This is a genomic window from Mycolicibacterium canariasense, from assembly GCF_002101555.1.
GTDB lineage: Bacteria > Actinomycetota > Actinomycetes > Mycobacteriales > Mycobacteriaceae > Mycobacterium > Mycobacterium canariasense.
This window is the reverse complement of sequence record NZ_LQOL01000056.1, coordinates 87,069-110,234: the sequence shown is the minus strand read 5'-3', so window position 1 is coordinate 110,234 and position 23,166 is coordinate 87,069. Positions and strand designations below refer to the sequence as shown.

Annotated in this window: 25 protein-coding genes; 16 read left to right on the top strand and 9 right to left on the bottom strand. The window is 67.8% G+C overall.

Going from position 1 to position 23,166, the window contains the following annotated elements; all coding sequences use genetic code 11:
- Positions 1-42: 42 nt before the first annotated feature.
- Positions 43-2,232, top strand: a complete 2,190-nt coding sequence (locus tag AWB94_RS19735) for an acyl-CoA dehydrogenase family protein (RefSeq protein WP_062657400.1) — start codon at positions 43-45, stop codon at positions 2,230-2,232.
- Between the two features lie 73 nt (positions 2,233-2,305).
- Positions 2,306-2,587, top strand: a complete 282-nt coding sequence (locus AWB94_RS35190; RefSeq protein WP_062657401.1) for a hypothetical protein — start codon at positions 2,306-2,308, stop codon at positions 2,585-2,587.
- Here AWB94_RS35190 and AWB94_RS19725 read toward each other — a convergent pair.
- Complete coding sequence (locus AWB94_RS19725) at positions 2,584-3,372, bottom strand: SDR family NAD(P)-dependent oxidoreductase (protein ID WP_062657402.1); 789 nt, start codon at positions 3,370-3,372, stop codon at positions 2,584-2,586. The genes AWB94_RS35190 and AWB94_RS19725 overlap by 4 nt on opposite strands.
- Before the next feature lie 40 nt (positions 3,373-3,412).
- Entirely contained in the window at positions 3,413-5,083 is a 1,671-nt protein-coding gene (gene fadD2, locus AWB94_RS19720; RefSeq protein WP_062657403.1) for a long-chain-fatty-acid--CoA ligase FadD2, read from the bottom strand.
- Between the two features lie 54 nt (positions 5,084-5,137).
- Between fadD2 and ligD the strand changes: the two genes are divergently transcribed.
- From ligD to AWB94_RS19680, 7 genes are all read left to right on the top strand, one after another.
- Positions 5,138-6,364: a non-homologous end-joining DNA ligase gene (gene ligD / locus AWB94_RS19715; RefSeq protein WP_062657404.1), complete on the top strand. Its 1,227-nt coding sequence runs from the start codon at positions 5,138-5,140 to the stop codon at positions 6,362-6,364.
- Between the two features lie 232 nt (positions 6,365-6,596).
- Positions 6,597-7,019 carry an STAS domain-containing protein gene (locus AWB94_RS19710; RefSeq protein WP_062657405.1) on the top strand — a complete coding sequence of 141 codons (423 nt, stop codon included), beginning with the start codon at positions 6,597-6,599 and terminating at the stop codon, positions 7,017-7,019.
- Positions 7,020-7,368: 349 nt separating this feature from the next.
- Positions 7,369-7,680, top strand: a complete 312-nt coding sequence (locus AWB94_RS19705; protein ID WP_062657406.1) for a hypothetical protein — start codon at positions 7,369-7,371, stop codon at positions 7,678-7,680.
- A gap of 43 nt (positions 7,681-7,723) precedes the next feature.
- Positions 7,724-8,320, top strand: a complete 597-nt coding sequence (locus AWB94_RS19700) for a TetR/AcrR family transcriptional regulator (protein WP_062657407.1) — start codon at positions 7,724-7,726, stop codon at positions 8,318-8,320.
- A gap of 282 nt (positions 8,321-8,602) precedes the next feature.
- Entirely contained in the window at positions 8,603-9,577 is a 975-nt protein-coding gene (locus tag AWB94_RS19690) for an Acg family FMN-binding oxidoreductase (RefSeq protein WP_062657408.1), read from the top strand.
- A gap of 76 nt (positions 9,578-9,653) precedes the next feature.
- Complete coding sequence (gene dosR, locus AWB94_RS19685; protein WP_062657409.1) at positions 9,654-10,301, top strand: hypoxia response regulator transcription factor DosR/DevR; 648 nt, start codon at positions 9,654-9,656, stop codon at positions 10,299-10,301.
- A gap of 9 nt (positions 10,302-10,310) precedes the next feature.
- Entirely contained in the window at positions 10,311-12,011 is a 1,701-nt protein-coding gene (locus AWB94_RS19680) for a GAF domain-containing sensor histidine kinase (protein WP_062657410.1), read from the top strand.
- A 6-nt stretch (positions 12,012-12,017) separates the two neighbouring features.
- Here AWB94_RS19680 and AWB94_RS19675 read toward each other — a convergent pair whose 3' ends face one another.
- From AWB94_RS19675 to AWB94_RS19665, 3 genes are all read right to left on the bottom strand, one after another.
- Positions 12,018-12,596 carry a TetR/AcrR family transcriptional regulator gene (locus tag AWB94_RS19675; RefSeq protein WP_062657411.1) on the bottom strand — a complete coding sequence of 193 codons (579 nt, stop codon included), beginning with the start codon at positions 12,594-12,596 and terminating at the stop codon, positions 12,018-12,020.
- Between the two features lie 66 nt (positions 12,597-12,662).
- On the bottom strand, positions 12,663-13,544 hold the full coding sequence (locus tag AWB94_RS19670; RefSeq protein ID WP_084395218.1) for a LysR family transcriptional regulator ArgP: 882 nt from the start codon (positions 13,542-13,544) through the stop codon (positions 12,663-12,665).
- 21 nt (positions 13,545-13,565) lie between these two features.
- Positions 13,566-15,218: an alpha/beta fold hydrolase gene (locus AWB94_RS19665; protein WP_131805314.1), complete on the bottom strand. Its 1,653-nt coding sequence runs from the start codon at positions 15,216-15,218 to the stop codon at positions 13,566-13,568.
- A 152-nt stretch (positions 15,219-15,370) separates the two neighbouring features.
- On the opposite strand from AWB94_RS19665, the gene AWB94_RS19655 reads away from it, so the two are divergent.
- From AWB94_RS19655 to AWB94_RS19645, 3 genes are read left to right on the top strand one after another with little or no spacing between them, the layout of a single operon-like run.
- Positions 15,371-16,030 carry a TetR family transcriptional regulator gene (locus AWB94_RS19655; protein ID WP_064961319.1) on the top strand — a complete coding sequence of 220 codons (660 nt, stop codon included), beginning with the start codon at positions 15,371-15,373 and terminating at the stop codon, positions 16,028-16,030.
- 40 nt (positions 16,031-16,070) lie between these two features.
- Positions 16,071-16,628 carry a TenA family protein gene (locus AWB94_RS19650; protein ID WP_062657415.1) on the top strand — a complete coding sequence of 186 codons (558 nt, stop codon included), beginning with the start codon at positions 16,071-16,073 and terminating at the stop codon, positions 16,626-16,628.
- Positions 16,625-17,239, top strand: a complete 615-nt coding sequence (locus tag AWB94_RS19645; RefSeq protein ID WP_062657416.1) for a TenA family protein — start codon at positions 16,625-16,627, stop codon at positions 17,237-17,239. The genes AWB94_RS19650 and AWB94_RS19645 overlap by 4 nt, the downstream gene beginning before the upstream one ends.
- Here the strand turns inward: AWB94_RS19645 and AWB94_RS19640 are convergent.
- Entirely contained in the window at positions 17,236-17,697 is a 462-nt protein-coding gene (locus AWB94_RS19640) for a PPOX class F420-dependent oxidoreductase (protein ID WP_062657446.1), read from the bottom strand. The genes AWB94_RS19645 and AWB94_RS19640 overlap by 4 nt on opposite strands.
- Before the next feature lie 178 nt (positions 17,698-17,875).
- Between AWB94_RS19640 and AWB94_RS19635 the strand changes: the two genes are divergently transcribed.
- On the top strand, positions 17,876-18,298 hold the full coding sequence (locus AWB94_RS19635) for a nitroreductase family deazaflavin-dependent oxidoreductase (RefSeq protein ID WP_062657417.1): 423 nt from the start codon (positions 17,876-17,878) through the stop codon (positions 18,296-18,298).
- Between the two features lie 49 nt (positions 18,299-18,347).
- On the opposite strand, the gene AWB94_RS19630 is transcribed toward AWB94_RS19635, so the two are convergent.
- Entirely contained in the window at positions 18,348-19,511 is a 1,164-nt protein-coding gene (locus AWB94_RS19630; protein ID WP_062657418.1) for an aromatic ring-hydroxylating oxygenase subunit alpha, read from the bottom strand.
- 61 nt (positions 19,512-19,572) lie between these two features.
- On the opposite strand from AWB94_RS19630, the gene AWB94_RS19625 reads away from it, so the two are divergent.
- A complete protein-coding gene (locus AWB94_RS19625) occupies positions 19,573-20,211 on the top strand; it encodes a TetR/AcrR family transcriptional regulator (RefSeq protein ID WP_062657419.1) in 639 nt (212 codons plus the stop codon).
- On the opposite strand, the gene AWB94_RS19620 is transcribed toward AWB94_RS19625, so the two are convergent.
- On the bottom strand, positions 20,180-20,422 hold the full coding sequence (locus tag AWB94_RS19620; RefSeq protein ID WP_084395215.1) for a CDGP domain-containing protein: 243 nt from the start codon (positions 20,420-20,422) through the stop codon (positions 20,180-20,182). The genes AWB94_RS19625 and AWB94_RS19620 overlap by 32 nt on opposite strands.
- 130 nt (positions 20,423-20,552) lie before the next feature.
- Between AWB94_RS19620 and AWB94_RS19615 the strand changes: the two genes are divergently transcribed.
- The gene (locus tag AWB94_RS19615) at positions 20,553-21,251 is read left to right on the top strand and encodes a TVP38/TMEM64 family protein (RefSeq protein ID WP_062657420.1); all 699 of its coding nucleotides are present in this window, start codon (positions 20,553-20,555) and stop codon (positions 21,249-21,251) included.
- A gap of 6 nt (positions 21,252-21,257) precedes the next feature.
- Here the strand turns inward: AWB94_RS19615 and AWB94_RS19610 are convergent, their stop codons facing one another.
- Positions 21,258-22,031 carry a TIM barrel protein gene (locus tag AWB94_RS19610; protein WP_062657421.1) on the bottom strand — a complete coding sequence of 258 codons (774 nt, stop codon included), beginning with the start codon at positions 22,029-22,031 and terminating at the stop codon, positions 21,258-21,260.
- 76 nt (positions 22,032-22,107) lie between these two features.
- On the opposite strand from AWB94_RS19610, the gene AWB94_RS19605 reads away from it, so the two are divergent.
- Entirely contained in the window at positions 22,108-23,106 is a 999-nt protein-coding gene (locus AWB94_RS19605; protein ID WP_062657422.1) for a LacI family DNA-binding transcriptional regulator, read from the top strand.
- Positions 23,107-23,166: the final 60 nt, after the last annotated feature.

The following is a 23,166-nucleotide window of genomic DNA, read 5'->3' as shown; positions in this document are numbered from 1 at the left end:
TAACCTCGGTCCCAACCGACCGGTTATTAGGGAAGGGTGCACATGCCGATCGCGATCAATCCTGAGCACAACGACCTGGCCGATTCGGTCCGGTCCCTGGTGGCCAAGGTCGCCCCCTCCGAAGTGCTGCACGAGGCACTGGAAACCCCGATCGCCAACCCGCCGAGCTACTGGAAGGCCGCCGCCGAGCAGGGACTGCCCGGCGTGCACCTCGCCGAAGAGGTCGGCGGGCAGGGCTTCGGCATCCTCGAGCTGGCCATCACCCTGGCCGAGTTCGGCTACGGCGCGGTCCCGGGCCCGTTCGTGCCGTCGGCCATCGCCGGCGCCCTGATCTCGGCCCACGACCCACGGTCCGCGCTGCTCACCGGGCTGGCCTCGGGCGCGGTCATCGCCGCCTACGCCATCGACTCGGGGCTGACGGCCACCCGCCACGATGACACGCTCACCATCCGCGGCGAGGTGCGAGCGGTGCCCGCCGCCGCGCAGGCGTCACTGCTGGTGCTGCCGGTGTCGATCGACAGCAGCGAGGAATGGGTGGTCCTGGACGCCGACGCGCTCGAGATCGAACCCGTCACCAGCATCGACCCGCTGCGCCCGGTGGCGCATGTGCGCGCCAACGCCGTCGAGATCGGCCTGGACAAGGTGCTTTCCAACCTCACCCGCGGCCATGCCCGCGCGCTCATCACCACGCTGTTGTCGGCCGAATGTGTCGGTGTCGCCCGCTGGGCCACCGACACCGCCACCGAGTACGCCAAGATCCGTGAACAGTTCGGCCGGCCCATCGGCCAGTTCCAGGCCATCAAGCACAAGTGCTCCGGCATGATCGCCGAGACCGAACGGGCCACCGCCGCGGTCTGGGATGCCTCCCGCGCGCTCGACGAGTTCACCGGTGGCACAGTGGATTCGCACTTCGAGTTCGCCGCGGCGGTCGCTGGCACGCTGGCCCCGGTCGCCGCGCAGCACTGCGCACAGGAGTGCATCCAGGTGCACGGCGGCATCGGGTTCACCTGGGAGCACGACACCAACGTCTACTACCGCCGGGCGCTGGTGCTCGCGGCCAGCTTCGGTCGCGCCGCGGACTACCCGCAGCTGGTGGTGGACACCGCCACCAGCTGCGGTCTGCGCAAGCTGGACATCGACCTTGACCCGGAAACCGAGAAGCTGCGCGAGGAGATCAGGGCCGAGGTCGCCGCCCTGAAAGCCATTGCGCGCGAGGAGCGTAACGCCGCGATTGCCGAAGGCGGCTGGGTGCAGCCGCACCTGCCCAAGCCGTGGGGGCGCGACGCGGGCCCGGTCGAACAGATCATCATCGCGCAGGAGTTCAGCACCGGGCGGGTCGCGCGTCCCAATATGGGCATCGCCGCGTGGATCATCCCGTCCATCGTCGCCTACGGCACCGACGAGCAGCAACAGCAGTTCCTGCCGCCCACCTTCCGCGGCGAGATGATCTGGTGCCAGCTGTTCTCCGAGCCGGGCGCCGGCTCGGACCTGGCCAGCCTGACCACCAAGGCCACCAAGGTCGACGGCGGCTGGCGGATCACCGGGCAGAAGATCTGGACCACCGGCGCACAGTTTTCGCAGTGGGGCGCCCTGCTGGCCAGAACGGACCAGGCCGCGCCCAAACACAATGGCATCACCTACTTCCTGCTGGACATGAAATCCCCTGGCGTGGAAGTGAAGCCGCTGCGCGAGCTGACCGGCGACGCCATGTTCAACACCGTCTACATCGACGACGTGTTCGTGCCGGATGCGATGGTGCTGGGCGAGGTGGACCGCGGCTGGGAGGTCAGCCGCAACACCCTGACCAACGAGCGGGTGTCCATCGGCAGCGGCGAGCCACCGTTTCTGGCCAGCCTGGACCAGTTCGTGCAGTTCCTCACCGATGGGCAGTTCGACCAGATCGAGCAGAACCACGCGGGCAAGCTCATCGCCGAGGGCTACGCCGCCAAGGTGCTCAACCTGCGTTCGACGCTGCTGACCCTGGCCGGTGGTGATCCGATGCCGGCCGCGGCCATCTCCAAACTGCTCTCGATGAAGACGGGTCAGGGATACGCCGAGTTCGGGGTGTCCTCGTTCGGCACCGACGCCGTGATCGGCGACAAGGAGCAGATCACCGGCAAGTGGGCCGATTACCTGCTGTTCAGCCGGGCGACGACGATCTACGGCGGCACCACCGAGGTGCAGCTCAATATCATCGCCGAACGCCTGCTGGGCCTGCCCCGCGACCCGTAACGGCGCGCCATGATCTCGGACACAACGGGCCCGACGGGAATCAGTCCGCCGTCGGGACCCGTTGGTTGAGAGAGTGAGTACCTCACACCATCGCGTCGTCCGCGCTCTCTGTACCGCGGTCGCGGGTCTGGCATTGCTCGCCCCGGCGGCCGTCATCGCGACGTCGGAGGACAACGCCGTCCACACGCTGGCGCAGCCGTGCGTCAACGGCGTCGTCCCGCTCAATCCCTACGTCGTCAACTGCAATCTCGGCCCGCGGCCGCCCAAGATCCGCGGCTCGGCACCCGATGCCGGGGCGATCATCGCGTGCCGTCACGACCCGGTCTGCCTGTCCTATTACGTCAACAACCCCTAGGGCAGGATCGCGTCGACGTATCCGCCGTCGACGCGCAGCGCCCCGCCGGTGGTGGCCGACGCCAGCGGCGACGCCAGATAGGTGACCATGTTCGCGATCTCGGCGGGTTCGATGAGCCGTTGCAGCAGCGACTGCGGCCGGTGCTTGCGCATGAACTCGCGCTGCGCCTCGTCCCACGGCAGGCTCTTGTCCACCAGTTGGTAGACGAAATCCTCCACGCCGGCGGTGCGCGTCGGCCCGGCGATCACCGAGTTGACCGTCACCCCGGTGCCGGCGGCATCCTTGGCGAAGCCGCGTGACACCGCCAGCAGAGCCGTCTTGGAGACGCCGTAGTGGATCATCTCTTCGGGGATCACGATGGCGGAGTCACTGGCGATCTGGATCGCCCGGCCCCAGCCGCGCTCGGTCATGCCCGGCAGGTAGGCGCGGATAAGCCGAACCGCGGCAAGGACATTCACCTCGAAATAGGTGCGCCACTGCTCGTCGGTGACCTCGCGGGCCGGCACCGCACCGAAGATGCCCAGGTTGTTCACCAGGATGTCGACCTCGGGCAGTTCGGCCAGCAGCCGGGTCGTGCCCTCGGCGGTGCTGACATCGGCGGCCACCCCGAAGGCGTCACCGCCGGTGGTCCGCAGCTGTTCCACCGCCTCGTCCACGCGCGACGCGGTCCGGCCGTTGACGGCCACCCGCGCCCCGCTGCGGGCCAGACCTTCGGCGATGGCCAGGCCGATGCCCTGGGTGGAACCGGTGACGAGTGCGGTTTTTCCGGAAAGGTCGATATTCACAAGCAGCTACTACCCGCGGGCATCGCCGTCTATTCCGCGATCACAATTCCCGCAGCTCGCGCTTGAGGATCTTGCCCGTCGGGTTGCGCGGCAACTCGTCGAGGAAGACGACGTCGCGGGGCACCTTGTAGCGCGCCAGATTTTCCTTGACGTACGTCTTGATCGCGTCCTCGTCGATGGTGGCCCCTTCGGCCTTCACCACGAAGGCACGCAGCCGCGCACCGAACTCCAGGTCCTCGACGCCGAGCGCGGTGGCCTCGATCACCTCGGGATGGCCACTGATGAGGTCCTCGACCTCGGCGGGGAAGACGTTCTCGCCGCCGCAGACGATCATCTCGTCGTCGCGGCCGGACACGTACAGCAGTCCGTTCTCGTCGAAGTACCCCACATCGCCCGAGGACAACATGCCGTCGATGATCTGCTTGCCGCCCCCGCCGGTGTAGCCCTCGAACGGGAAGGTGTTCCGCACGAAGATGCGCCCGACTTCGCCTTGGGGAACCTCGACCCCGTTGTCGTCGAGGATCTTCACCGTGATGCCTTTGACCGGCGGTCCGACCGTAGCCGGATTGACGGACAAATCCTTGGGCCGGGCGATCGAGGCAAAGGCGATCTCGGTGGAGCCGTACAGGTTGTAGATCACCGGACCCAGTTCCTTGAGCGCCCGGGTGGCCAGCTCGGCGCCCAGCTGCGAGCCGGACACGAACACGATCCGCAGGCTGGACAGGTTGGGCTTGGGCTGCGTCTTGTCGAGTTCGTCGAGGATGCGCGACAGCATCACCGGGACCACGACCATCGCGGTCACCCGGTGCTTTTCGATATCGGCCAGCACGGTCGCCGGTTTGAAGCGCCGGCGCAGCACCAGCGTGGTGCCCAGCATCATCGCGATGGTGGCGTGCAGGAACCCCAACGCGTGGAACATCGGCGCCGGCAACGAGGTGACCTCACCGGATTTGAACGGGACGTGGGACAGCACACCGCCGATGGGGGCCAGTGACGGCGGGGTGCTGCGGTTGGCGCCCTTGGGGGTTCCGGTGGTGCCGCTGGTCAGGATGATGACCGAGGAGTGCTTGGTGGCCTTCGGCGCGGGCTTCTTGCTGCTGCGCTTGATCAGGTCGGCCAGCGTGTCATCGGTGCCCGACGGCCCATCGGGCTTGTCGGGGTTGGTGGGCAGGGCACGCAGCTTGCCCAACGGCGGTTCGGCCAGCGCCACCGCACCGGCGTATTCGTCGTCGTAGATGATGACCTTGGCGCCTTCACGCTCGGAGACCTCCTTGATCTGTGGACCGGAGAACTCGCTGTTGAGCAGGATGACGCGGGCACCGACCCGGGCCGCGCCGTACAGCCCGATGAGGAACCAGCGGTGGTTGCGGACCAGCAGGGCGACACCGTCGCCGCCTTTGACACCCATATTGCGCAGGCCGTTGGCCACCGCGTGGGCAGCCTGGTCCAGCTCGGCGAAGGTGATGGCACCGTCGTCGTCGATGACGGCGGTCCGGTCCGGGTAGCGCCGCGCGTTGAGCGCCGGGATCATCCCGAATTCGCCCCAGCGGCGGATATCGGCCAGCATGGCGACGAAGTTCTGCGGTGGCTCCAGCTTGAAGGCACCGGCCTCGAACATCTTGCGCGCGTAATGCAGCTCCGCCGAGCCGCGGTCGAAATACTGCTGGGCTTTCGCCACCGCCTGCGCAGGCAGGTCGAAGAGACTGGGCATACGGCCACAATATGTGACTCAGGTCGCAGCCGGAGAGCTAACTAGGATGGCGCTATGGCCGACACGGTCGCACTGGAGGTGGGTGGCCGGCGGGTGCCCGTCACCCACCCCGACAAGGTGATTTTCCCCGATGTCGGCGTGACCAAGCGGGATCTGATCGACTACTACCTGGCCGTTGCCGACGGCGCGCTGCGCGGTGTCGCAGACCGGCCGATGATCCTGAAGCGCTTCGTCAAGGGCATCACCGCCGAAGCGATCTTCCAGAAGCGGGCCCCCGAGAAACGGCCCGACTGGATCGACGTCGCCGAGCTCAAGTACGCCTCGGGCACCTCGGCCAAGGAGGCCGTCCTGACCGACGCCGCCGGACTGGTCTGGGCGGTCAACCTCGGCTGCGTCGACCTCAATCCGCACCCGGTGCGCGCCGCCGACCTGGACCATCCCGACGAACTGCGGGTCGACCTGGATCCGATGCCGGGCGTGCAGTGGGAGCAGATCCTGGCGGTGGCCCAGGTGGCCCGCGAGGTGCTCGCCGATCACGGATTGACGGCGTGGCCCAAGACCTCGGGGTCGCGCGGCTTCCACATCTATGCCCGCATCCATCCGCACTGGCCGTTCAAACAGGTCCGGCTGGCCGCCGAGACGGTGGCCCGGGTGGTCGAGCAGCGCGCCCCCGACCTGGCCACCGCACGCTGGTGGAAAGAGGAACGCGGCGCGCGGGTGTTCGTGGATTTCAACCAGAACGCCAAGGACCGCACCGTTGCCTCGGCTTACTCGGTGCGGGCCACGCCGGACGCCAGGGTGTCGACACCGCTGCGCTGGGACGAGGTTGCCGGCTGCCGTGCCGAGGCGTACACCATCGCCACCGTGCCTGCGCGGTTCGCCGACATGGGTGATCCGTGGGAAGGCATGGACAATTCCGCTGGTCGGCTGGAGCCGCTGCTGGAGCTCGCCGAGCAGCTCGGGCCGATGGAGAAGCGCGGCAAGGCGCCCAAGGACGGACGCAGGCAATCGACCATGCCGCTCATCGAGGTCGCCCGGACCAAGACCCGCGACGAGGCGCTGGCCGCGCTCGACGTATGGCGTGACCGCCATCCCGGCGCGGCCGAACGGCTGGCCCCGGTGGATGTGCTCATCGACGGGATGCGCGGGCCGAGCTCGATCTGGTACCGGGTGCGGATCAACCTGCAGCACGTTCCCGAGGAGGAACGCCCTGCCCAGGATGCGTTGATCGCCGATTATTCGCCGTGGATCGGTTACACCGGCGGCCAGTTTCGACGCTGAGAATACACTTAGGCTACTGCACGGTAAGTTGGCGTCAATTACTGAGAGATTGTCTTATTTTAGCGAAATATGTTGCAACACAACGCTATACGTTTTTCTCAGCAAACCCTTACGTGCGTATCAGGAGCACTTCTTAGCAAAGTATTAATGCGTACTCCCAGGTACCTTAAATTCGGTGGATAACTTCGGTATCACGTTCACCGACGTGAGAGACACCGAAGGGAGGCCCAACATGACGATCGCATTCCGGTACGGCAATCCGGCGGTCGAGTGTGACGGTGCCCAGTTGCGTGCGCAGTGCCGCCATCTGGCGACCGTCGCAACACTGACCGGCGTCATCGACGACGCCAACTTCGATCGACTCACTCACCGGGTCCGGCAGTTGGTGCTCACCGAGAAGCCGTTCGTGTTGGACCTCAGCGGCGTGACCGGACTGTCCGCCCGTGGCGTGTCCCTGCTGTACGGACTCGATGACGAGTGCGATCTGGCCGGGGTGGAATGGGCCCTGGTGGCCAGCCCGCAGGTGCTCGACATACTGCGGTTGCTCGACGACGCCTTCCCGATCACCGCGTCGGTTCCCGAGGCGCTGCATCACTTCGCCGAGGGCACCCTCGCCCGTCGGCGGCTGCTCCCACTGCTGCACAAGACCGCATAACAAGGAAAGGCGGATCACATGTTGCTCGACGTTCGCTGGCTGACCGCTCTCGTACGCCGTCACCGCAAGCCGGCTCACTAACTCCACCGCACAAGGCCTGCCCGGCGAGTCACTCGACTCACCGGGCGGGCCTTTTGCCGTTCGACCTTTGTCGTAGACGATCTGATGGATGGTGGCCGGCACGGCGCCTGACCGGCCCCAGATCTGCGGCCTGCGCGCCCAGCTGTGGGCTGCCTGTCACATGTGGATGCTCGTAAAGCCTGCTGAGACAGTCATTTTCGGGAATTCACGAACCCCAGTCGTGCTTGTTCCTCGCATCAAACGACGCCGAGTCCGTGGAGGAGCGACGATGGCGGATCTGCAGAAGAGAGTGTGTGCCGTGGTCGGCGGCGGGGCCGTCGTCGTCGCGCTCCTGATCGAAATCATCGGCGGCGGCGGCCCGAGCGCAACGGTGGCCGGCGGATCGGGAGATTCCTCGACCACCGGCACCTACTCGTCACCGACCGTGCCGGCCATGCTGATCAACCCCACCGCGGCCATGAAGCTGGGATCCACGGCCACCGCCCAGGTGCCCGAATCGATGCCGGCCACAACGTTCGCGGCGCCGACCTACAAGGCGACCGCGGCACCGACGTGCGTCAACAACGGACAGTGCCCGTGATGCTGCGTGCACGCCGATGTCGCCATCTGGAAGAGTCGCGGGTGTGGGACGCAAAGGATGGGGCGGCGCGCCACCGACCGACGATGCCGAGGCGCGCAAGCGGATCATCGACGCCACCAGGGCGATGATCGACGAGCGGGGCGCCGGCCGCACCGCATTGGCCGACGTGTCCGAGGCGCTCGGGATCACCCGCAGGACCATCTACCGCTACTTCACCGGTACCGAAGAACTGTTCACCGCGGTGGCAGAGGTGAGTTTGGAGGGCTTCGTTGCCCAGGTCGGTATCCGGACGGCGAACCTGAGCGCTACCGACCAACTGGTCGAGGTGGTCGCCTACATCATCGAACGACTCCCCCACGAGCCGTTGCTGGAATTGCTGCTGGACAGCGACCGCACCAGCAGCTTCAGCCGTGGCATGCTCACCGCCGACGTCATCGCCCGGTGCCGGACGATGTTGCGCCACACCCATATCGACTGGGCGGCAATGGGTTATGACGATGACACCCTCGACGAGCTGGTCGAGTTCCTGTTGCGCAACATCCAGTCGATGATCGTCGCGCCGACCGATCCACCGCGGACCGGCGCCCGGCTGCGGGCCTACCTACGGCGGTGGATCGGACCGGCGCTCAAGGTCACCTGAACCGGCCGGCGAGTAGCAATGCAATCCGGTATGCGACCGCGCCGCCGTGTGCCAGGTCCGCGGCGGAACCACCCAGACCGTCGGGATGGAACTGAACCGCCCATTTCCGGATGGCCGTGAAGCCCGCCGCGGTCTGCCCAACGCCATCGTGGCCTACCTGGAGGGTTCCCGTCCGGGTTCGTGAAACCGCCGCCCGGGGCGCCGGATCACCGGCGCACCTCACATCCGATTAGGGACTTCTGGCCCTGCCCTGCCGACCGGTCCGCAGCGCAGGATCGACACATGCCGACGACACTCGTCCCCGTCACGCTCGTCGAGGATGCCGTACACCTGGCGTGCCGCGCCCCGTCGTATCACAACAGCCAGCCGTGGCGCTGGGTGATCCGGTCCGGCACCATATCGCTGTTCATCGATCCCGATCATCTGGTCGCCTCGGATGCCGGTGGCCGGCAAGCCCTGATCAGTTGTGGGGCCGCCCTCGATCATTTCCGGGTGGCCGTCGCCGCGGCCGGTTACACCGCGCACGTGGCGTTGTATCCCGACGCCGAAGACCGGTATCACGTCGCGGACATCGGTCTGAGCAAGCTGGCACAGGTCACCGACGACCAGCGGCAGCGTGCCGATGCCATCCTGCGCAGACGCACCGACCGGTTGCCGTTCGCGGCACCACCGGACTGGGACGCGTTCGAGCGCATGTTGCGCACCACTGAGCACTTCGGCTGCGCCGTCGACGTCGTCGACCCCGCCGACCGCCCGGCCCTCGCCGAGGCCTCCGCCCTGACCGACGCGGTACGTCTCTACGATTCCGAGTACCACCACGAGATCACTTGGTGGACAACCCCCTACGAGGTGAGCGATGGCATCCCACACACCGCGCTGATATCGGCGCAGGAAGCCGATCGCGTCGATGTCGGACGGACCTTCCCGGTCACGGGCAATCGCGAGCGCCGGCTCGACGTCGGCGAGGATCAGGCCCGGCTGCTGGTCATCTCCGCCCCCGACGACAGCCGGGAGGGCATCGTGGCCGCCGGCGAGGCGCTGTCGTCGGTGTTGCTGGACGCCACCATGGCCGGGTTGTCGTCGTGCACGCTCAGCCATCTGACCGAGGTGCCCGTCAGCCGGGAGATCATCAGCGCGCTCGTCGGACGCGCCGCGCCGCAGGTGGTGGTGCGGCTGGGGGTCGCCTCATCGCTGGAGGAGGTGCCCCCGCCGACACCCCGCCGACCGCTGCACGACGTGCTGCGGGTCGAGATCTGATGCCCGCTTCGGCTGCCGCTGCCCGCGCCATGCGTCCACAATGGTGAGGACAGATCCTCTCGCGAAAGGTCCGCCCATGGTCTCCGTGTTCCTCGTCGACGACCATGAGGTGGTGCGCCGTGGGCTCGTCGACCTCCTCGGGTCGGACGCCGATCTCGATGTGATCGGCGAGGCCGGGTCGGTGTCCGAGGCTCTGGCCCGGATACCGGCGCTGCGCCCCGACGTGGCGGTGCTCGACGTCCGGCTGCCCGACGGAAACGGAATCGAGCTGTGCCGTGACTTGCTGTCCCAACTGCCCGATCTGCGCTGTCTGATGCTGACCTCCTTCACTTCCGACGAGGCGATGCTGGACGCGATCCTGGCCGGTGCGAGCGGCTACGTGGTGAAAGACATCAAGGGGATGGAGTTGGCGCAGGCCATCAAGGACGTCGGAGCCGGCCGGTCCCTGCTCGACAACCGGGCCGCCGCAGCCCTGATGGCCAAGCTGCGCGGTTCGAGCGACCATTCCGATCCGCTGTCCGGACTGACCGATCAGGAACGGGTGTTGCTGGACCTGCTCGGTGAGGGCTTGACCAACAAGCAGATCGCCGCCCGGATGTTCCTGGCGGAGAAGACCGTCAAGAACTACGTGTCCCGGCTGCTGGCCAAGCTGGGCATGCAGCGCCGCACCCAGGCCGCTGTCTATGTCTCGAAGCTCGATCGCCCGGTCCAGCGCGGACAATAGAATCCAGCTGTGCCTGGACCGGATGACGGACGCAACCGCCCACTGCGCGAGACGCTGTCGCAGTTGAGGCTGCGAGAGCTGCTCAGTGAGGTGCAAGACCGGGTCGAGCAGATCGTGGAGGGCCGGGACCGGCTGGACGGGCTGGTCGACGCGATGCTGACGGTCACGGCCGGCCTGGAACTCGACGCGACGCTCAGGACGATCGTGCACACCGCGATCGAATTGATCGACGCCCGGTACGGGGCACTGGGCGTGCGCGGCCACGGGCACGAACTCGTCGAATTCGTCTACGAGGGCATCGACGAGCCCACCCGTCACCAGATCGGCAATCTGCCGCAGGGCCTCGGTGTGCTCGGTGTGCTCATCGACGATCCACGCCCGATCCGGTTGGACAACATCCGGGACCACGTGGCGTCGGTCGGCTTCCCGCCGCACCACCCGCCCATGACGACGTTTCTGGGCGTCCCGATCAGGATTCGGGACGAGGTCTTCGGCAATCTCTATCTCACCGAGAAGAACTCGGGCCAGCCCTTCAGCGAGGACGACCAAGTGCTCGCGCAGGCCCTGGCCGCAGCCGCCGGCATCGCGATCGAGAACGCCCGGCTGTACCAGCAATCGCAACAACGCCAGGCCTGGATCGAGGCCACCCGGGACATCGCGACCGAATTGCTGTCCGGCACCGACCCGGCCGCGGTGTTCCGGGTCATCGCCGAGCGCGCCCGTCAGCTCACCTCGTCGGCGGTCGCCGTCGTCGCGATCGCCGAGGACGAGGACGAGGAGCCGGGGGCGGTCGGCGAGCTTCTGGTGGCCGAGGTCACCGGCGCCGAACCAGTCGACATCGCGGCCCTGGCGCCCATCCCGGTGGCCGACGGCCCGATCGGTGCGGCGTATGCCCGGCGAGTTCCGCTGTGTGCGGCCCATCTCGAGGTGGCGGGCAGTGCGGGCCCCGCGTTGGTACTTCCCCTGCGCACCACCGAAACCGTTGCCGGGGTGGTGATCACCCAACGCGAGGCGGGCGCCGCGCCGTTCACCGAGGACGACTTGTCGATGGCAGCGGCGTTCACCGACCAGGCGGCGTTGGCCTGGCAGTTGGCCACCACGCAGCGGCGGATGCACGAACTCGACGTGCTGACCGACCGCGACCGCATTGCGCGGGACCTGCACGACCACGTCATCCAGCGGTTGTTCGCCGCCGGGCTGGCTCTGCAAGGGGCCATCCCCCGGATCCGCCCGGCCGACGCCGCACAGCGGGTCGAGAAATGCGTGGACGACCTCCAGGACGTCATCTCCGAGATCCGGACCGCAATCTTCGATCTGCACAGCGGGTCAGCGGGGAGCACCCGGCTGCGCCAACGCCTCGACGCCGCGCTGGCCCAGTTCACCTCGGCCGACGTCCGCACCACCGCGCAATACAACGGCCCGTTGTCGGTCATCGAGCCGGCGATCGCCGACCACACCGAGGCCGTGGTGCGCGAGGCCGTCAGTAATGCGGTGCGACACGGCCGCGCCACCGAAATCACGGTATCGGTGCGGGTCGATGACGATCTCACCGTCGAGATCGCTGACAACGGACGGGGATTCGACGGACCGGTCACCGAGAGCGGGCTGGCGAACCTGCGCCTGCGGGCCCAGGAGTACGGTGGCGATCTCGCCGTGAGCGGGGCTGCCGGCGGCGGAACCGTCCTGCGCTGGCACGTGCCCTTGCCCTAGTCGGCCTCAGCCGAGCACCGCCCGCAGCACATCGTGCAACTGCTCGCCAACGGTGTCCAGCGGTTGGGTGGCCCGCTCCGCCCGGCACATCGCGACCGCGCCCTCCACCGCCGCGACGATCAAAGTGGCCGTCCCGGTGGCTCGGTGCGGCGTCACGCCACTCTCGCGCAATGCGCCGGCAAGGATCGTCGTCCAGTTCCCGAACGCGAACACCGCCGCATCGCGCGGCGCGGAATCGCCGTCGGCCATCTCCTCGACGGCGACCGCCAGCACCGGACAACCGGCTTGGAAATCGCTGTCCACCAAGATCTGTCGCCACATCGCCAGGAAATCCTGCAGCCCGTCGGCCGGCCCGGCCGCCATCGCCTCGGTCAGCCTGCGCGCGGTCAGGTCGTCGGCCCACCGGACGGCCTCGGCGGCGAGCTGGCTCTTGCCACCGGGAAAATGGTGATAGGTCGACCCGAGTGGGGCGCCGGTGTGCTTGGCCAGCTCGCGCACGCTGGTGGCGTGCACGCCACGGTGCCGGATCATCTCGGCCGCACCGGCCACCATCCTGGCACGAGCGTCCCCGTCACTGCCGACCATTCACCCTCCACGTTATGACGATTGTCATAGTGTAGCGTCACCAGGCTTTATTACAGCCGTCATAGACTACGTTGACCGCCGTTTCGCCAGCTTGGGCCCCAACGTCGCGGCCACACTCCGCACGGCATCGGTCACGGTGTCCACCACCGGGCTGTCCAGCTTCCAGCACTGCCAGTACAGCGGGACGTCGAGATGGATCTCGGCGATCCGGACGAAGTCCGGGCCGACCAGCTGCTCGGGGTACATGCCCCACCCCAGTCCCGCCTGGACCGCCGCACGGAACCCCTCCGCGGTCGGGACATAGTGCACCGGTCGACGCACATCGCGCCGAAATGCCTTGCGCACCAGGTTGTCCTGCAGCGCATCATCGCGATTCCAGGCGAGCGACGGCGCCTCGGCAGCCGCCTTCGCAGTGAAACCGCCGGGCAGGTGCCGCCGCAGATAGTCCGGACTCGCCACCGGGATGTAGCGCATCACGCCGAGGGATTGCACCCGGCATCCGGAGACGGCGGTTCGCTCGGTGGTGACGGCCCCCATCACCTCGCCGGCGCGCAGCAGCCGGGCCGAATGGTCCTGGTCCTCGATCCGGACATCGAAGAGTATGCCCGGCAGCCGGGCGAAGATTCCGCAGAACCACGTCGCCATGGAGTCCGCGTTCACCGCGACGGCAACCCTGATGGGTTCCCGCGGCCCGTCACCGGTCTCGGCCAGCGCCTCGGCCTCCAGCAACGCCATCTGGGCAGCCAGTCGTAGCAGCGGCACGCCGGCTTGTGTTGCTCGGCAAGGCTTTTCACGAACCACGAGGACCTGGCCGACCCGCTGCTCCAGCGCCTTGATGCGCTGGCTGACCGCCGATGGCGTGATGTGTAAATGAGTCGCGGCGGCGTCGAAGCTGCCCAGTTCGATGACGGCCGCGTAGGCGGTCAGCTGCTGACCGTCCAGCCTCATGTCCGCCATGCTAATGCATGGTCACGCCCTTAGATCCAAGAGCCGCAATTGATCCGGCGTATCGAAAAATGCCACCCGGGTGATCAGACCGAGGAGCAGTTCGAAGAAGCCGTCCAGCGGGGTGGCTTGGATGCGCTTGTCGGAGGCGAACGGCAGCGCGACCGCGGTGGCCACCCCCGCCGAGGTGGGGATCTCGACACTCTGTCCCGGCGAGGGGTAGTACCCGCCCTGGGTGCCGGCGAACAGGTCGTTGATCCAGCCGGCGGCGATCGTCGGAACGGCCTGGACGTTCTGGGGTGTCGAGAAGCCGGCCACCAGGTACTCGGCGAACTGGACGAGCTTGTTGCCACCCAGCAGGGCGTCGATGTGCCGCCCACCGGTCAGCATCACACCGTTGAACTGGCCGGGACGAGCGGATTCCAGTTCGTCGCCCACCGCGCCGAACATGTTCCACACGTAGCGCTCCGACGAAATATCCATCACCGGGCGATAATTCGCGCCGGTCAGCCGCGCCAACGCCTTGGGCACCGTGCCGTTCATGTCCACCGAATCGAGTAGAACCACGCCGGCCAGGTCGGCCAATGCTCCGTTGTCGATCATGTCGGCCGCCGCACCCATCACCAGGCTGCCGCCGGCGGAATGGCCCACCAGAACGAAGCGGGTGGGCAGGGTCACCTCGTACCCGGCCGCCGCCGAAGCGCTCGCCGTCAGCGCCGACCGGTCCCCGGCGAACAGGTCCGCGACGCCCTGTTGTATGGCCGTGCCACCCAACCAGGCGCCATCAGTGGCAAGGAAATTCGAGGTGATGGTCGGTGCGACGACGACGCTGTTGGTGCGTTCGGCCAACGCAGCCGCGGTGAAACTGTACATCGAGCCCACGGCGCCGAAACCGTGCTGCAGATAGATCAGCCGGGTGGGTGCCTGGTCGTCGGGATCCTTGGGGAAATACCAGTCGGCTGTGACGGTGCGCCCGCCCGCGACCGGGATGCGCAGTGTCGACGTCCGGACGGTGACGTTGGCATCGGCCGGCAGTACCGGCGGCCCCGCGAAGAACTGGACGAGACCCATCACCGCGTTGAGGATGGCCGATCCGATGGCGTCGACCGGTGTCACCCGGCGCGAGGCGGCAGCCTGGGCCACCACCGGGTCAGCCGGGCGAGCCGTGACCGCGGCCACGCTGATCGACTGCGGTGCATCCGCGCTCGCCGCCGGCGCCTCCGGCGCCGACGCCACCTTCGCGCGCACCGCGGTGTCCTTCGTCTGCTCCTGCGCCGGTGCGGTCTTGGTGGTGGCCGGCGCCGTTACGGCGCGGCGGACGGCCTCGGTGGCACCGTACTGCCGGGTGGTCGAACCCTTCTTCTTGGTAGTGCTCGGCTTCCCACTCTCGGTGGACGCCGGTTTCTCGTCGCTGGGCGTCGACGGTTTCCCGTCCCGCGGCGTCGACGGTTTCTCGTCGCTCGGCGTCGACGGTTTCGTAGCTTCTTGCCCGGTCCCGGCGGCGGGCCTCTTCGTCACGTCGGAGTCCGGCTTCTTCGTATCGCGCGGGCTCGCGGTCGCCGGCTTGCCGCTGCCACCGGGCGACTCCGCATCGGTGTCGGCGGCGGCGGTCGCTGCGCCGGCGATCAGCGCAACGGCGAACGCCGTCATCGCGAACACTGCACCCAGCCGTGCCATCGACCGACCGACCATCTGAGTCCCCCACCCTCCGCGCACGCCACAGCGTAATTAAACAAGTTAGACCATTTGATATTTAGGTGTCGAGAGCAGCCGGCGGATCCGGAGTAGCGTCTTAATGTCACGACACAGCACGAAGGACAGGCACGCGAGTGGGCGAGGAGCCGGTACGCCGCCGTCGGGGCCGCCCGGCCGGCGGCGGCGCGGTGGCAGAAGAACTGCGGGAGACCTTCCTCGACACGGCGGAGCGGCTCTTCGTCACCCGTGGTTACCGGGCCACCACCATCGAGGTCATCGCCCGGACCGCCGGGTACTCGCGCGGCAGCGTCTACCGGCACTTCCCCACCCGGGACAGCCTGGTCGAGGCGCTCATGCAGCGCACCACCGCGCGGCACATGGCCGGCATCCTGGACCGATTACCCGCCGATGCCGAGCCGCTCGACATCATCGTCGAGAGCCTGGTGATCGTCGCGAGCGAACTCAACCGCGACCCGCTGGTCCGGTCCATCTCGGATCAGGCCGACGACCGGACCGTCGCCAACATGCTGGCCAACCACGCCGAACTGCATCGCATGGTCGAGGCGTGGACGGCCGCCATCGTCGAGTCCGATGGCGGTGGCTCGTTGCGGCCAGGCTTGCGTGGCAAGGACCTCGCCCGCTTTGTCATCGCCACCAGCATGAGCCTGCTGCTCGGCATCGTGCCCGGCTCGGAGGACCCCGAAACCGCCAGGCGCTATATCGAAGTGTTCTTCCTGCCGGCCGTCGCCGCACGGTTTCCGCCGGCGCGCCCGGTGTTCACCGACGACGAATGAGCGCCACCGCGCGGCCACGAGGTCGGGCTATTCTTCGAGCGTGTCAGATGAGCTCTGGACGTCGGCCACCCGGCATCCGTTCCTGAATGCGGTGCGCGACGGCACCATCACCGATGACGCCTTCGACCGCTGGCTGGTGCAGGACGCCATCTTCGTCGCCGACCTGCTGAAGTTCCAGGCACGGCTGCTGGGCCGCTCGCCGCGGCCGGCGCAGGCGGTGCTCGTCTCCGGCTGCGCGGCATTGGTCGCCGAACTGGACTGGTTCGAGGACCAGGCCGCTCGCCGCGGTATCGAACTGCACGGCAAGCCGCTCCCGGCCACCCTGGCCTACCGGGAGTTGCTCCGGGTGCTCGATGCCGAACCGTTCGACGCGGCCATCACCGCGTTGTGGGCGCTGGAGCGGGTGTATCTGCTTGCATGGCAGCACGCGCACTCGGAGAGTTCACGCTTCCGCGAGTTCGTGGAACATTGGAGCACACCGGAATTCGCGTCCTACGTCGACGCCCTCGGCACGCTGGCCACCCCGGAGGCCCACAACGCACTGGTGGACGAGGTACTTTCGCACGAGGTGGACTTCTGGGAGATGGCCGGCGCATGACACTGTCCTCCCGGCTGTGGTCGGAGAACGCCGACCTCGCGGCGCAGACCCTGGCGCACCCGTTCGTGCAGGGTGTCGGCGACGGGTCGCTGCGGCGGGAGCTGTTTGCCGGGTACGTCGCCCAGGACGCATTCTTTCTCGAATCCTTCGCGCGGGCTTACGCTTTGGCACTGGTGCGCAGCACCGACACCAGCACCCTGCTGACGTTGGCGGACCTGCTCGCCGGGGTCCGTGACGAGCTTCGCCTGCATACGTCGTATGCCGATTCGTGGGGTATCGACATGGCCGGGGTGACGCCCTGGCCGGCGACCCTGGCCTACACCGACTTCCTGCTTGCCACCGCGTCCACCCAGGATGCCGCCGCGGTGTACGCGGCGATGACACCGTGCATGCGGCTCTACGCGTGGCTGGGTCGGTCGCTGGTGGGCGGGGACGCCGGGCCGTACACCGACTGGGTGCAGACCTACGCCGATCCAGGATTCGAGGCACTGGCGGTCCAGTTGGAAACACTGTTGGACGGCCAGGACGCCGACACCCCGGCGTTGCACGACACCTACCGCCGCGCCATGCAACTGGAGTTGGGGTTTTTCGAGGCGGCCTTCACGGCCTAGTTGCCAGGCGGCGGGAATCCTCCGGTGGCCACCGGCCCCCACCGGCGAGGAGTGATGCGCAGCAAGCACTTCCGCTGATCCACCATGGCCTGCCGGTACTCATCCCAGTCCGGGTGCTCACCGGCGACCGCCCGGAAGTAGTCGACCAGCGGCTCGACGGCATCCGGCAGGTCGATGCGCTCGGCATCGCCGTCGACCTGGACATAGGGGCCGTCGAACTCGTCGGACAACACCGTCACGCTGGCCCGCGGGGTTCTGCCGATATTCACCGACTTGGCCCGCTGCGGGTAACTGGCGATCACGATGCGCCCCTGGTCGTCCACCCCACCGGTGACCGGCGAGGTCTGCAGCGAGCCGTCCGCCCGGAAAGTGGTGAGCACCATCCGATGACGTGGGCGGACGAACTCCAGCAGGTGCTCGAGGCTGACGGTATCGGCGGTGGCGTAGGTCCGGGGCATACCGTGATTCTTCACCCTCGGTCATACCGAGACTGAATCCTGGGACCGAATCCGCGGATATCTCGTCCCTGACTTCCGTGTCGGCGATGACGAACGCCATGATGAACACCCGCCGACCGGCAAACGTTGCATCACGAACGCCGGGAATATCCGCACCCCGATCGGTGTTGCGCAGCAGGTGACTGAGCAGCCTGAACTGAGCCCCACCGACTGGGTCCGTACCCAGACCGAGAAGATCCTGCAGACCGGGACCACCGACGGTGTCGAGGTCCTGGATCGCCCGATCGTCCTGTTCACCACGACGGGAGCGAAGTCGGGCAAGAAGCGTTATGTGCCGCTGATGCGCGTCGAGGAGAACGGCAAGTACGCCATGGTGGCCTCCAAGGGTGGCGACCCCAACCACCCGTCCTGGTATCACAACGTGAAGGTGCACCCGCAGGTCACCGTGCAGGACGGCGACAAGGTCACCGAGGGCACCGCCCGCGAGATCGAGGGTGACGAGCGCGCGCACTGGTGGGAGCTGGCCGTCGCGGCCTACCCGCCCTACGCCGAGTACCAGACCAAGACCGACCGACAGATCCCGGTCTTCGTCGTCGAGTAGGCCGAGCGGTGCCTGTTCAGCGGCATGACTACCGCTGAACAGGCACGTCTCATCCGAGGGCGATCCCCAGCTCCTGGGCGAACACCTTGATCATGTGCTGCACGCCGATCTCGTTGCGGCCGATGATCATGTGGTCGTGTTGGCCGTGCCGGACGCCCTCGCCGCACTGCGGCAGCATCGCGAAATCCTCATCCCGTACCGCGGCATGCACAGCGTCGTAGACGGCGTCGTAGGCCGCCCGCATCTCGTCGTCGACCGCGGGGACGCGCCCCATCCAGCTGTGCCGCACCGTGCAGCGTGTCGGTTCCCCTTCGGGCAGCATGTCGATGATCTCCACCCCGACCGGGCTGTTGGCCAGGATGAGGTTGGGATACACCCAGTAGATGACACCCATGTTCGCCGAGGGATCGTGGGACGCACCCGCGTCCTGCTCGAGGTTCTTGATCCAGGTGAACGGGAACCCGATCCGATGGTGCCTGCCGAACTCGTCGTAGACCGAGGTGTTCGGCAGCGTGTTCTGCCCGATCAGACTTTCGCCGTGCACGAAGGGGAAGTGATACCCCTCGGCGAACGCCTCAAGCGCACCCTTCCAGGACACCTCGGAGGAGAACTCGCGATCGGTGTGATAGCCGTAGGATTCGTAATTCCATTGCGCCAGTTCGGGTCCCAGCCCGCCGAGGTGGTGGTCGACATCGATGGTCGCGTCGGCGGTCAGCACCGCCCAGATGAAGCCGTACCGTTCCTGCGACGGCAGTTCGACCAGCCCGTAGTCGGCATTGTCCATCGTGTCGAAACCCGATTTCCCGGGCACCATGAACAATTCGCCGGTGTTGCGATAGGTCCAGGCGTGGTAGGGACACACGAAGCGCGCGGCATTGCCGGACCCGCAGGCCGGCATCGCTCCGCGGTGCCGGCAGTAGTTCAAGAAAACGTGGGCGGTGCCCGTGCGGTCCCTGGTCACCAGCAACGAGTCGCCCAGCACGGAGCGCACCACGTAGTCGTTGCGCTGGGGCAGCTGCGCGGACGGGACGATCGCCAACGGCACCCGGCGCAGAATCTGCGCCTCCTCGATTTCGGTGATCTTGGGATCGCGGTAGTAGTGCAACGGCACCTTGAGCACGGCGTCGGCCATATCGGTGGTGCCGTCGAGCGCATGCCGCAGGGCACGCCGGGTCAGGGCCTCATCAGTGCAGTTCGCGGGCGGGGCAACCATGCCTAGACCATACATTTGTGTATTGTCAAGGTCGCACGCCGTTTCGTGCGACGATCGACGCATGCGCAGGCACGGTTGGTCCGGCGACATCCCGTCCGACGACGAGGAAGCGGTGGGCCGGATCATCGACGCGTCCCGTCGCGCCATCGACACCCAAGGGACGGTGAGCGTGTCGGCGGTGGCGCAGGCCCTGGGCGTCACCCGTCAGACGATCTACCGGTACTTCCCCACCCAGGAAACGCTGATGGCCGCGACAGCGGTCGCATCCGTGGCGGGATTCCTGGATCGCCTTGCCGCCCAATTGGGTTCGATCTGTGATCCGACGGAGGCCGTCGTCGAGGGCATCGCCTACACCGTCGAGCAGTTGCCGCACGACCGCTATCTCGGCTTGGTTCTCCAACCCGGCAAGGCCAGCGCATTCACCGCAGGGGTGACCTCCGATATCGCCATCGGATTCGGCCGCAGCATCCTGCAGCGCTTCGATGTCGACTGGGCCGCAGCGGGATTCGCCGATAGTAGGCTCGACGAGCTGGTCGAGTTCATGCTGCGCATCTTGCAGTCGTTCATCGTCGACCCCGGTCGACCCGCACGGCACGGTCAGGCGCTGCGCAACTACCTCGACGACTGGGTGGCGCCCGCGGTACGCGCGCACGCCGACCGCGTCACCGTCAGGGCGGTGGGGGCGGCGGAGGAACGATGAAGCAATTCGAACCGCCGATGCCCAGCACGTACACCGTCACGCAGCGCTGGAAACTACCGTCGGGATAAAACGGCCCGTCGCACTGGCCGCCGCCATTACCCCAGATGACGGTACTTCCACATTCAGCGGAGGCCGGCGGCGCAGAAGCGACCGCGCCCGCCCCCGACAAGGCCAGCGCCACCAGAACGGCGCCGGCAATCTTCGCCTTCATCACTCATGCCATTCCTTGCTGAGACCAATTAATTAGTCTGTCTAGAATTATCCTCCGGGTGCCGCCCCTCGGCAAGGGTGATTTCGCCGCCGCGATGCCGCCGGACGGGTGAGGAAGAATGACGGGCGAGATGACCGATACCGAGGGTGCGGCGAGCCCGGACTCCGTGGACCGACGCCGCCACGTCGTGCGCCTGCTCGTGTTCGCGGCGGTCCTGGCGGCACTGTTCGCGGTGATGGCCGTCGGCCGGGTGGTAGACGCCGACGAGATCCGTGCCGTCGTCACCGCCGCCGGGCCCGCCGCGCCGCTGGCCTACATCGTCGTCTCGGCCGCGCTCGGCGCCCTCTTCGTGCCGGGCCCGATCCTGGCCGCCGGCAGTGGACTGCTGTTCGGACCGGCCCTTGGACTCGGCGTCACGCTCGGCTCCACCGTCGGCACCGCGGTGATCGCCAGCCAGATCGGGCGCCGGGCCGGCCGCGACAGCGCCCGCGCACTGCTCGGTGCCGACCGGGCGGATCGGCTCGACCGCTTGATCGAGCGGCGCGGGTTGTGGGCCGTCGTCGGGCAACGCTTCATCCCGGGCACGCCCGACGCGATGGCCGCCTATGCGTTCGGGGCATTCGGCATGCCGTTGTGGCAGATGGCGCTCGGCGCCCTCATCGGGTCGACGCCGCGTGCGTTCGTGTACACCTCACTCGGGGCGGCGCTCGGCGAGAAGTCCGCGGCGCTGGCATTCGCCGCCGCCGCGGTGTGGTGCGTCACCGCCATCGTCGGGACATTTGCCGCCCACCGCGGGTACCGCGCCTGGCGTGGCCGCACCCCGCGTTGAGGTGGTCTACACCGTGAACGCGGCCCGGAAGGCGGCCAGCGCGGTCGCGCTGTCCGCGGAATTCCACGCCTCCATGCCGATGGTGCCGGTGAACCCGATCGCGGCCAGCGCCCGCGCGATTGCCGGGTAGTTGATCTCGCCGGTGCCGGGTTCACAGCGCCCGGGCACGTCGGCCACCTGGATCTCCCCGATCGCCGGACCGCAGCGCCGCACCAACTCGACGAGGTTCCCCTCCCCGATCTGCGCGTGATACAGGTCCAGCATCATCTTGACGTTGGGATGGCCGACGCCCTCCACCAGCGCAAGAGTGTCCTTGGCGCGGGCCAGCGGCACACCGGGGTGGTCGACGACGGTGTTGAGGTTTTCCACGCAGAACGTCACGCCCGCCCGCGCCCCGAGTTCGCCGATGCGCTCCAGGGTGCGCAGCGCCGTCAGCCACATCTCTCCGGTGGCGCGCTGCCGCGGCCGGGCCGCCCGACCGTCCACGAGTTCGGCGGTGTGCAGGTTCAACCGGGTGACGCCGAGCTTCTCGGCGGCCTCGATGCTCAGTTCGGCGGTGCGCACCACCTCGCCGGCGGTGGCCGGGTCGACCAGATCGCCGTGCAGATATCCGGTCATCGATGTGAACGTGGCCCCCGTCGCGGCCAGGGCGTCCACGTCCTTGTCGTGCCAACTCCAGATCTCCGCGGCGAAGCCGAGATCGTGAATCCGATTGACGCGCTCGACGATCGGCAGGTCCCGGAAGACCATCTCCGCGCAGACGGCGAGCTGGAAGCTCATCGTGTCTCCGTTCGACTAGAAGGTTCTAGTCGGCTCAGTAAAACACGATCGAACTAGAACCTTCTAGTCTCATGTCATGCAGCACCGCCCCACCCTGGAGGATGTGGCCCGGCACGCCGGTGTCTCGCGCGCGCTGGTGTCCATCGTCATGCGTGACGTCCCCGGGGCCAGCGACGAGACCAGGGCCAGGGTGCGCCGGGCCGCCGACGAGATCGGTTACCGGCCCGACCCGCGGGCTCGACGACTGCGTCAGCTGCGCACCAGGCTGCTCGGGGTGACCTTCGCCGCCGGTCAGGAATTCCACGCCGAACTGGTCGACGGCGTGTACGCCGCCGCCGACGAAGTCGGCTACGACGTCGTGCTCAGCGGTGTCACCCGACACCACGACGAGCACCGCGCCGTGCGCAACCTGCTCGACGACCGGTGCGAGGCCGTGCTGCTGCTCGGTCCCGGTCTGCACGCCGCCGAACTGACCCGGTTGGCCGCCACCACCCCGCTGGTGGTGGTGGCGCGGCGAGTACGCGGTGTGGACGCCGTCCGTAGCGACGACACCGCAGGCGCCGCGATGGCCGTCGAGCACCTGCGCGGCCTCGGCCACCGCGACATCGTCCACCTCGACGGCGGCCGGCTACCCGGCGCTGCCGAGCGGCGACGCGGTTACACGCAAGCCATGCGCGCCGCCGGCCTGACGGCGGCCACCGCGCCCGGCGGTCTCACCGAACGCGAAGGCGCGGCCGCCGCCACCGCCCTGCTCCGCTCCGGTGCCGCCCTGCCCTCGGCGATCTTCGCCTTCAACGATCGCTGCGCGCTCGGCGTGCTCGACGTCTTGGTGCGCGCACGCATCGCGGTGCCCCAACAGGTTTCGGTGCTGGGTTTCGACGACAGCCCGCTGGCCCGGCTGGCGCACATCGACCTGAGCACCATCCGCCAGGAAACCCCGCAATTGGCACGCGCCGCGGTGGCCCGGCTGGTGGGCCGGCTCGACGACGCGGCCGCCGCCGAGCCGGTCGACATCGTCGTACCCCCGGCGCTGGTGGCGCGGGGCACCACGGCGGCACCGGCCGCAGCGGGATGAATCTCGGCAGGCGCATCCGTTCTGGTGCGCGGAAGGCCGCCGTGGGCTGCGGCCGGAGAG

Coding starts and splice junctions, on each gene's coding strand:
- AWB94_RS19735 (WP_062657400.1), top strand. CDS start 43: ATGCCGATCGCGATCAATCCTGAGCACAACGACCTGGCCGATTCGGTC.
- fadD2 (WP_062657403.1), bottom strand. CDS start 5,083: ATGCCCAGTCTCTTCGACCTGCCTGCGCAGGCGGTGGCGAAAGCCCAG.
- ligD (WP_062657404.1), top strand. CDS start 5,138: ATGGCCGACACGGTCGCACTGGAGGTGGGTGGCCGGCGGGTGCCCGTC.
- AWB94_RS19710 (WP_062657405.1), top strand. CDS start 6,597: ATGACGATCGCATTCCGGTACGGCAATCCGGCGGTCGAGTGTGACGGT.
- AWB94_RS19705 (WP_062657406.1), top strand. CDS start 7,369: ATGGCGGATCTGCAGAAGAGAGTGTGTGCCGTGGTCGGCGGCGGGGCC.
- AWB94_RS19690 (WP_062657408.1), top strand. CDS start 8,603: ATGCCGACGACACTCGTCCCCGTCACGCTCGTCGAGGATGCCGTACAC.
- dosR (WP_062657409.1), top strand. CDS start 9,654: ATGGTCTCCGTGTTCCTCGTCGACGACCATGAGGTGGTGCGCCGTGGG.
- AWB94_RS19675 (WP_062657411.1), bottom strand. CDS start 12,596: ATGGTCGGCAGTGACGGGGACGCTCGTGCCAGGATGGTGGCCGGTGCG.
- AWB94_RS19670 (WP_084395218.1), bottom strand. CDS start 13,544: ATGAGGCTGGACGGTCAGCAGCTGACCGCCTACGCGGCCGTCATCGAA.
- AWB94_RS19665 (WP_131805314.1), bottom strand. CDS start 15,218: ATGGCACGGCTGGGTGCAGTGTTCGCGATGACGGCGTTCGCCGTTGCG.
- AWB94_RS19645 (WP_062657416.1), top strand. CDS start 16,625: ATGACACTGTCCTCCCGGCTGTGGTCGGAGAACGCCGACCTCGCGGCG.
- AWB94_RS19640 (WP_062657446.1), bottom strand. CDS start 17,697: ATGCCCCGGACCTACGCCACCGCCGATACCGTCAGCCTCGAGCACCTG.
- AWB94_RS19630 (WP_062657418.1), bottom strand. CDS start 19,511: ATGGTTGCCCCGCCCGCGAACTGCACTGATGAGGCCCTGACCCGGCGT.
- AWB94_RS19625 (WP_062657419.1), top strand. CDS start 19,573: ATGCGCAGGCACGGTTGGTCCGGCGACATCCCGTCCGACGACGAGGAA.
- AWB94_RS19620 (WP_084395215.1), bottom strand. CDS start 20,422: ATGAAGGCGAAGATTGCCGGCGCCGTTCTGGTGGCGCTGGCCTTGTCG.
- AWB94_RS19615 (WP_062657420.1), top strand. CDS start 20,553: ATGACCGATACCGAGGGTGCGGCGAGCCCGGACTCCGTGGACCGACGC.
- AWB94_RS19610 (WP_062657421.1), bottom strand. CDS start 22,031: ATGAGCTTCCAGCTCGCCGTCTGCGCGGAGATGGTCTTCCGGGACCTG.
- AWB94_RS19605 (WP_062657422.1), top strand. CDS start 22,108: ATGCAGCACCGCCCCACCCTGGAGGATGTGGCCCGGCACGCCGGTGTC.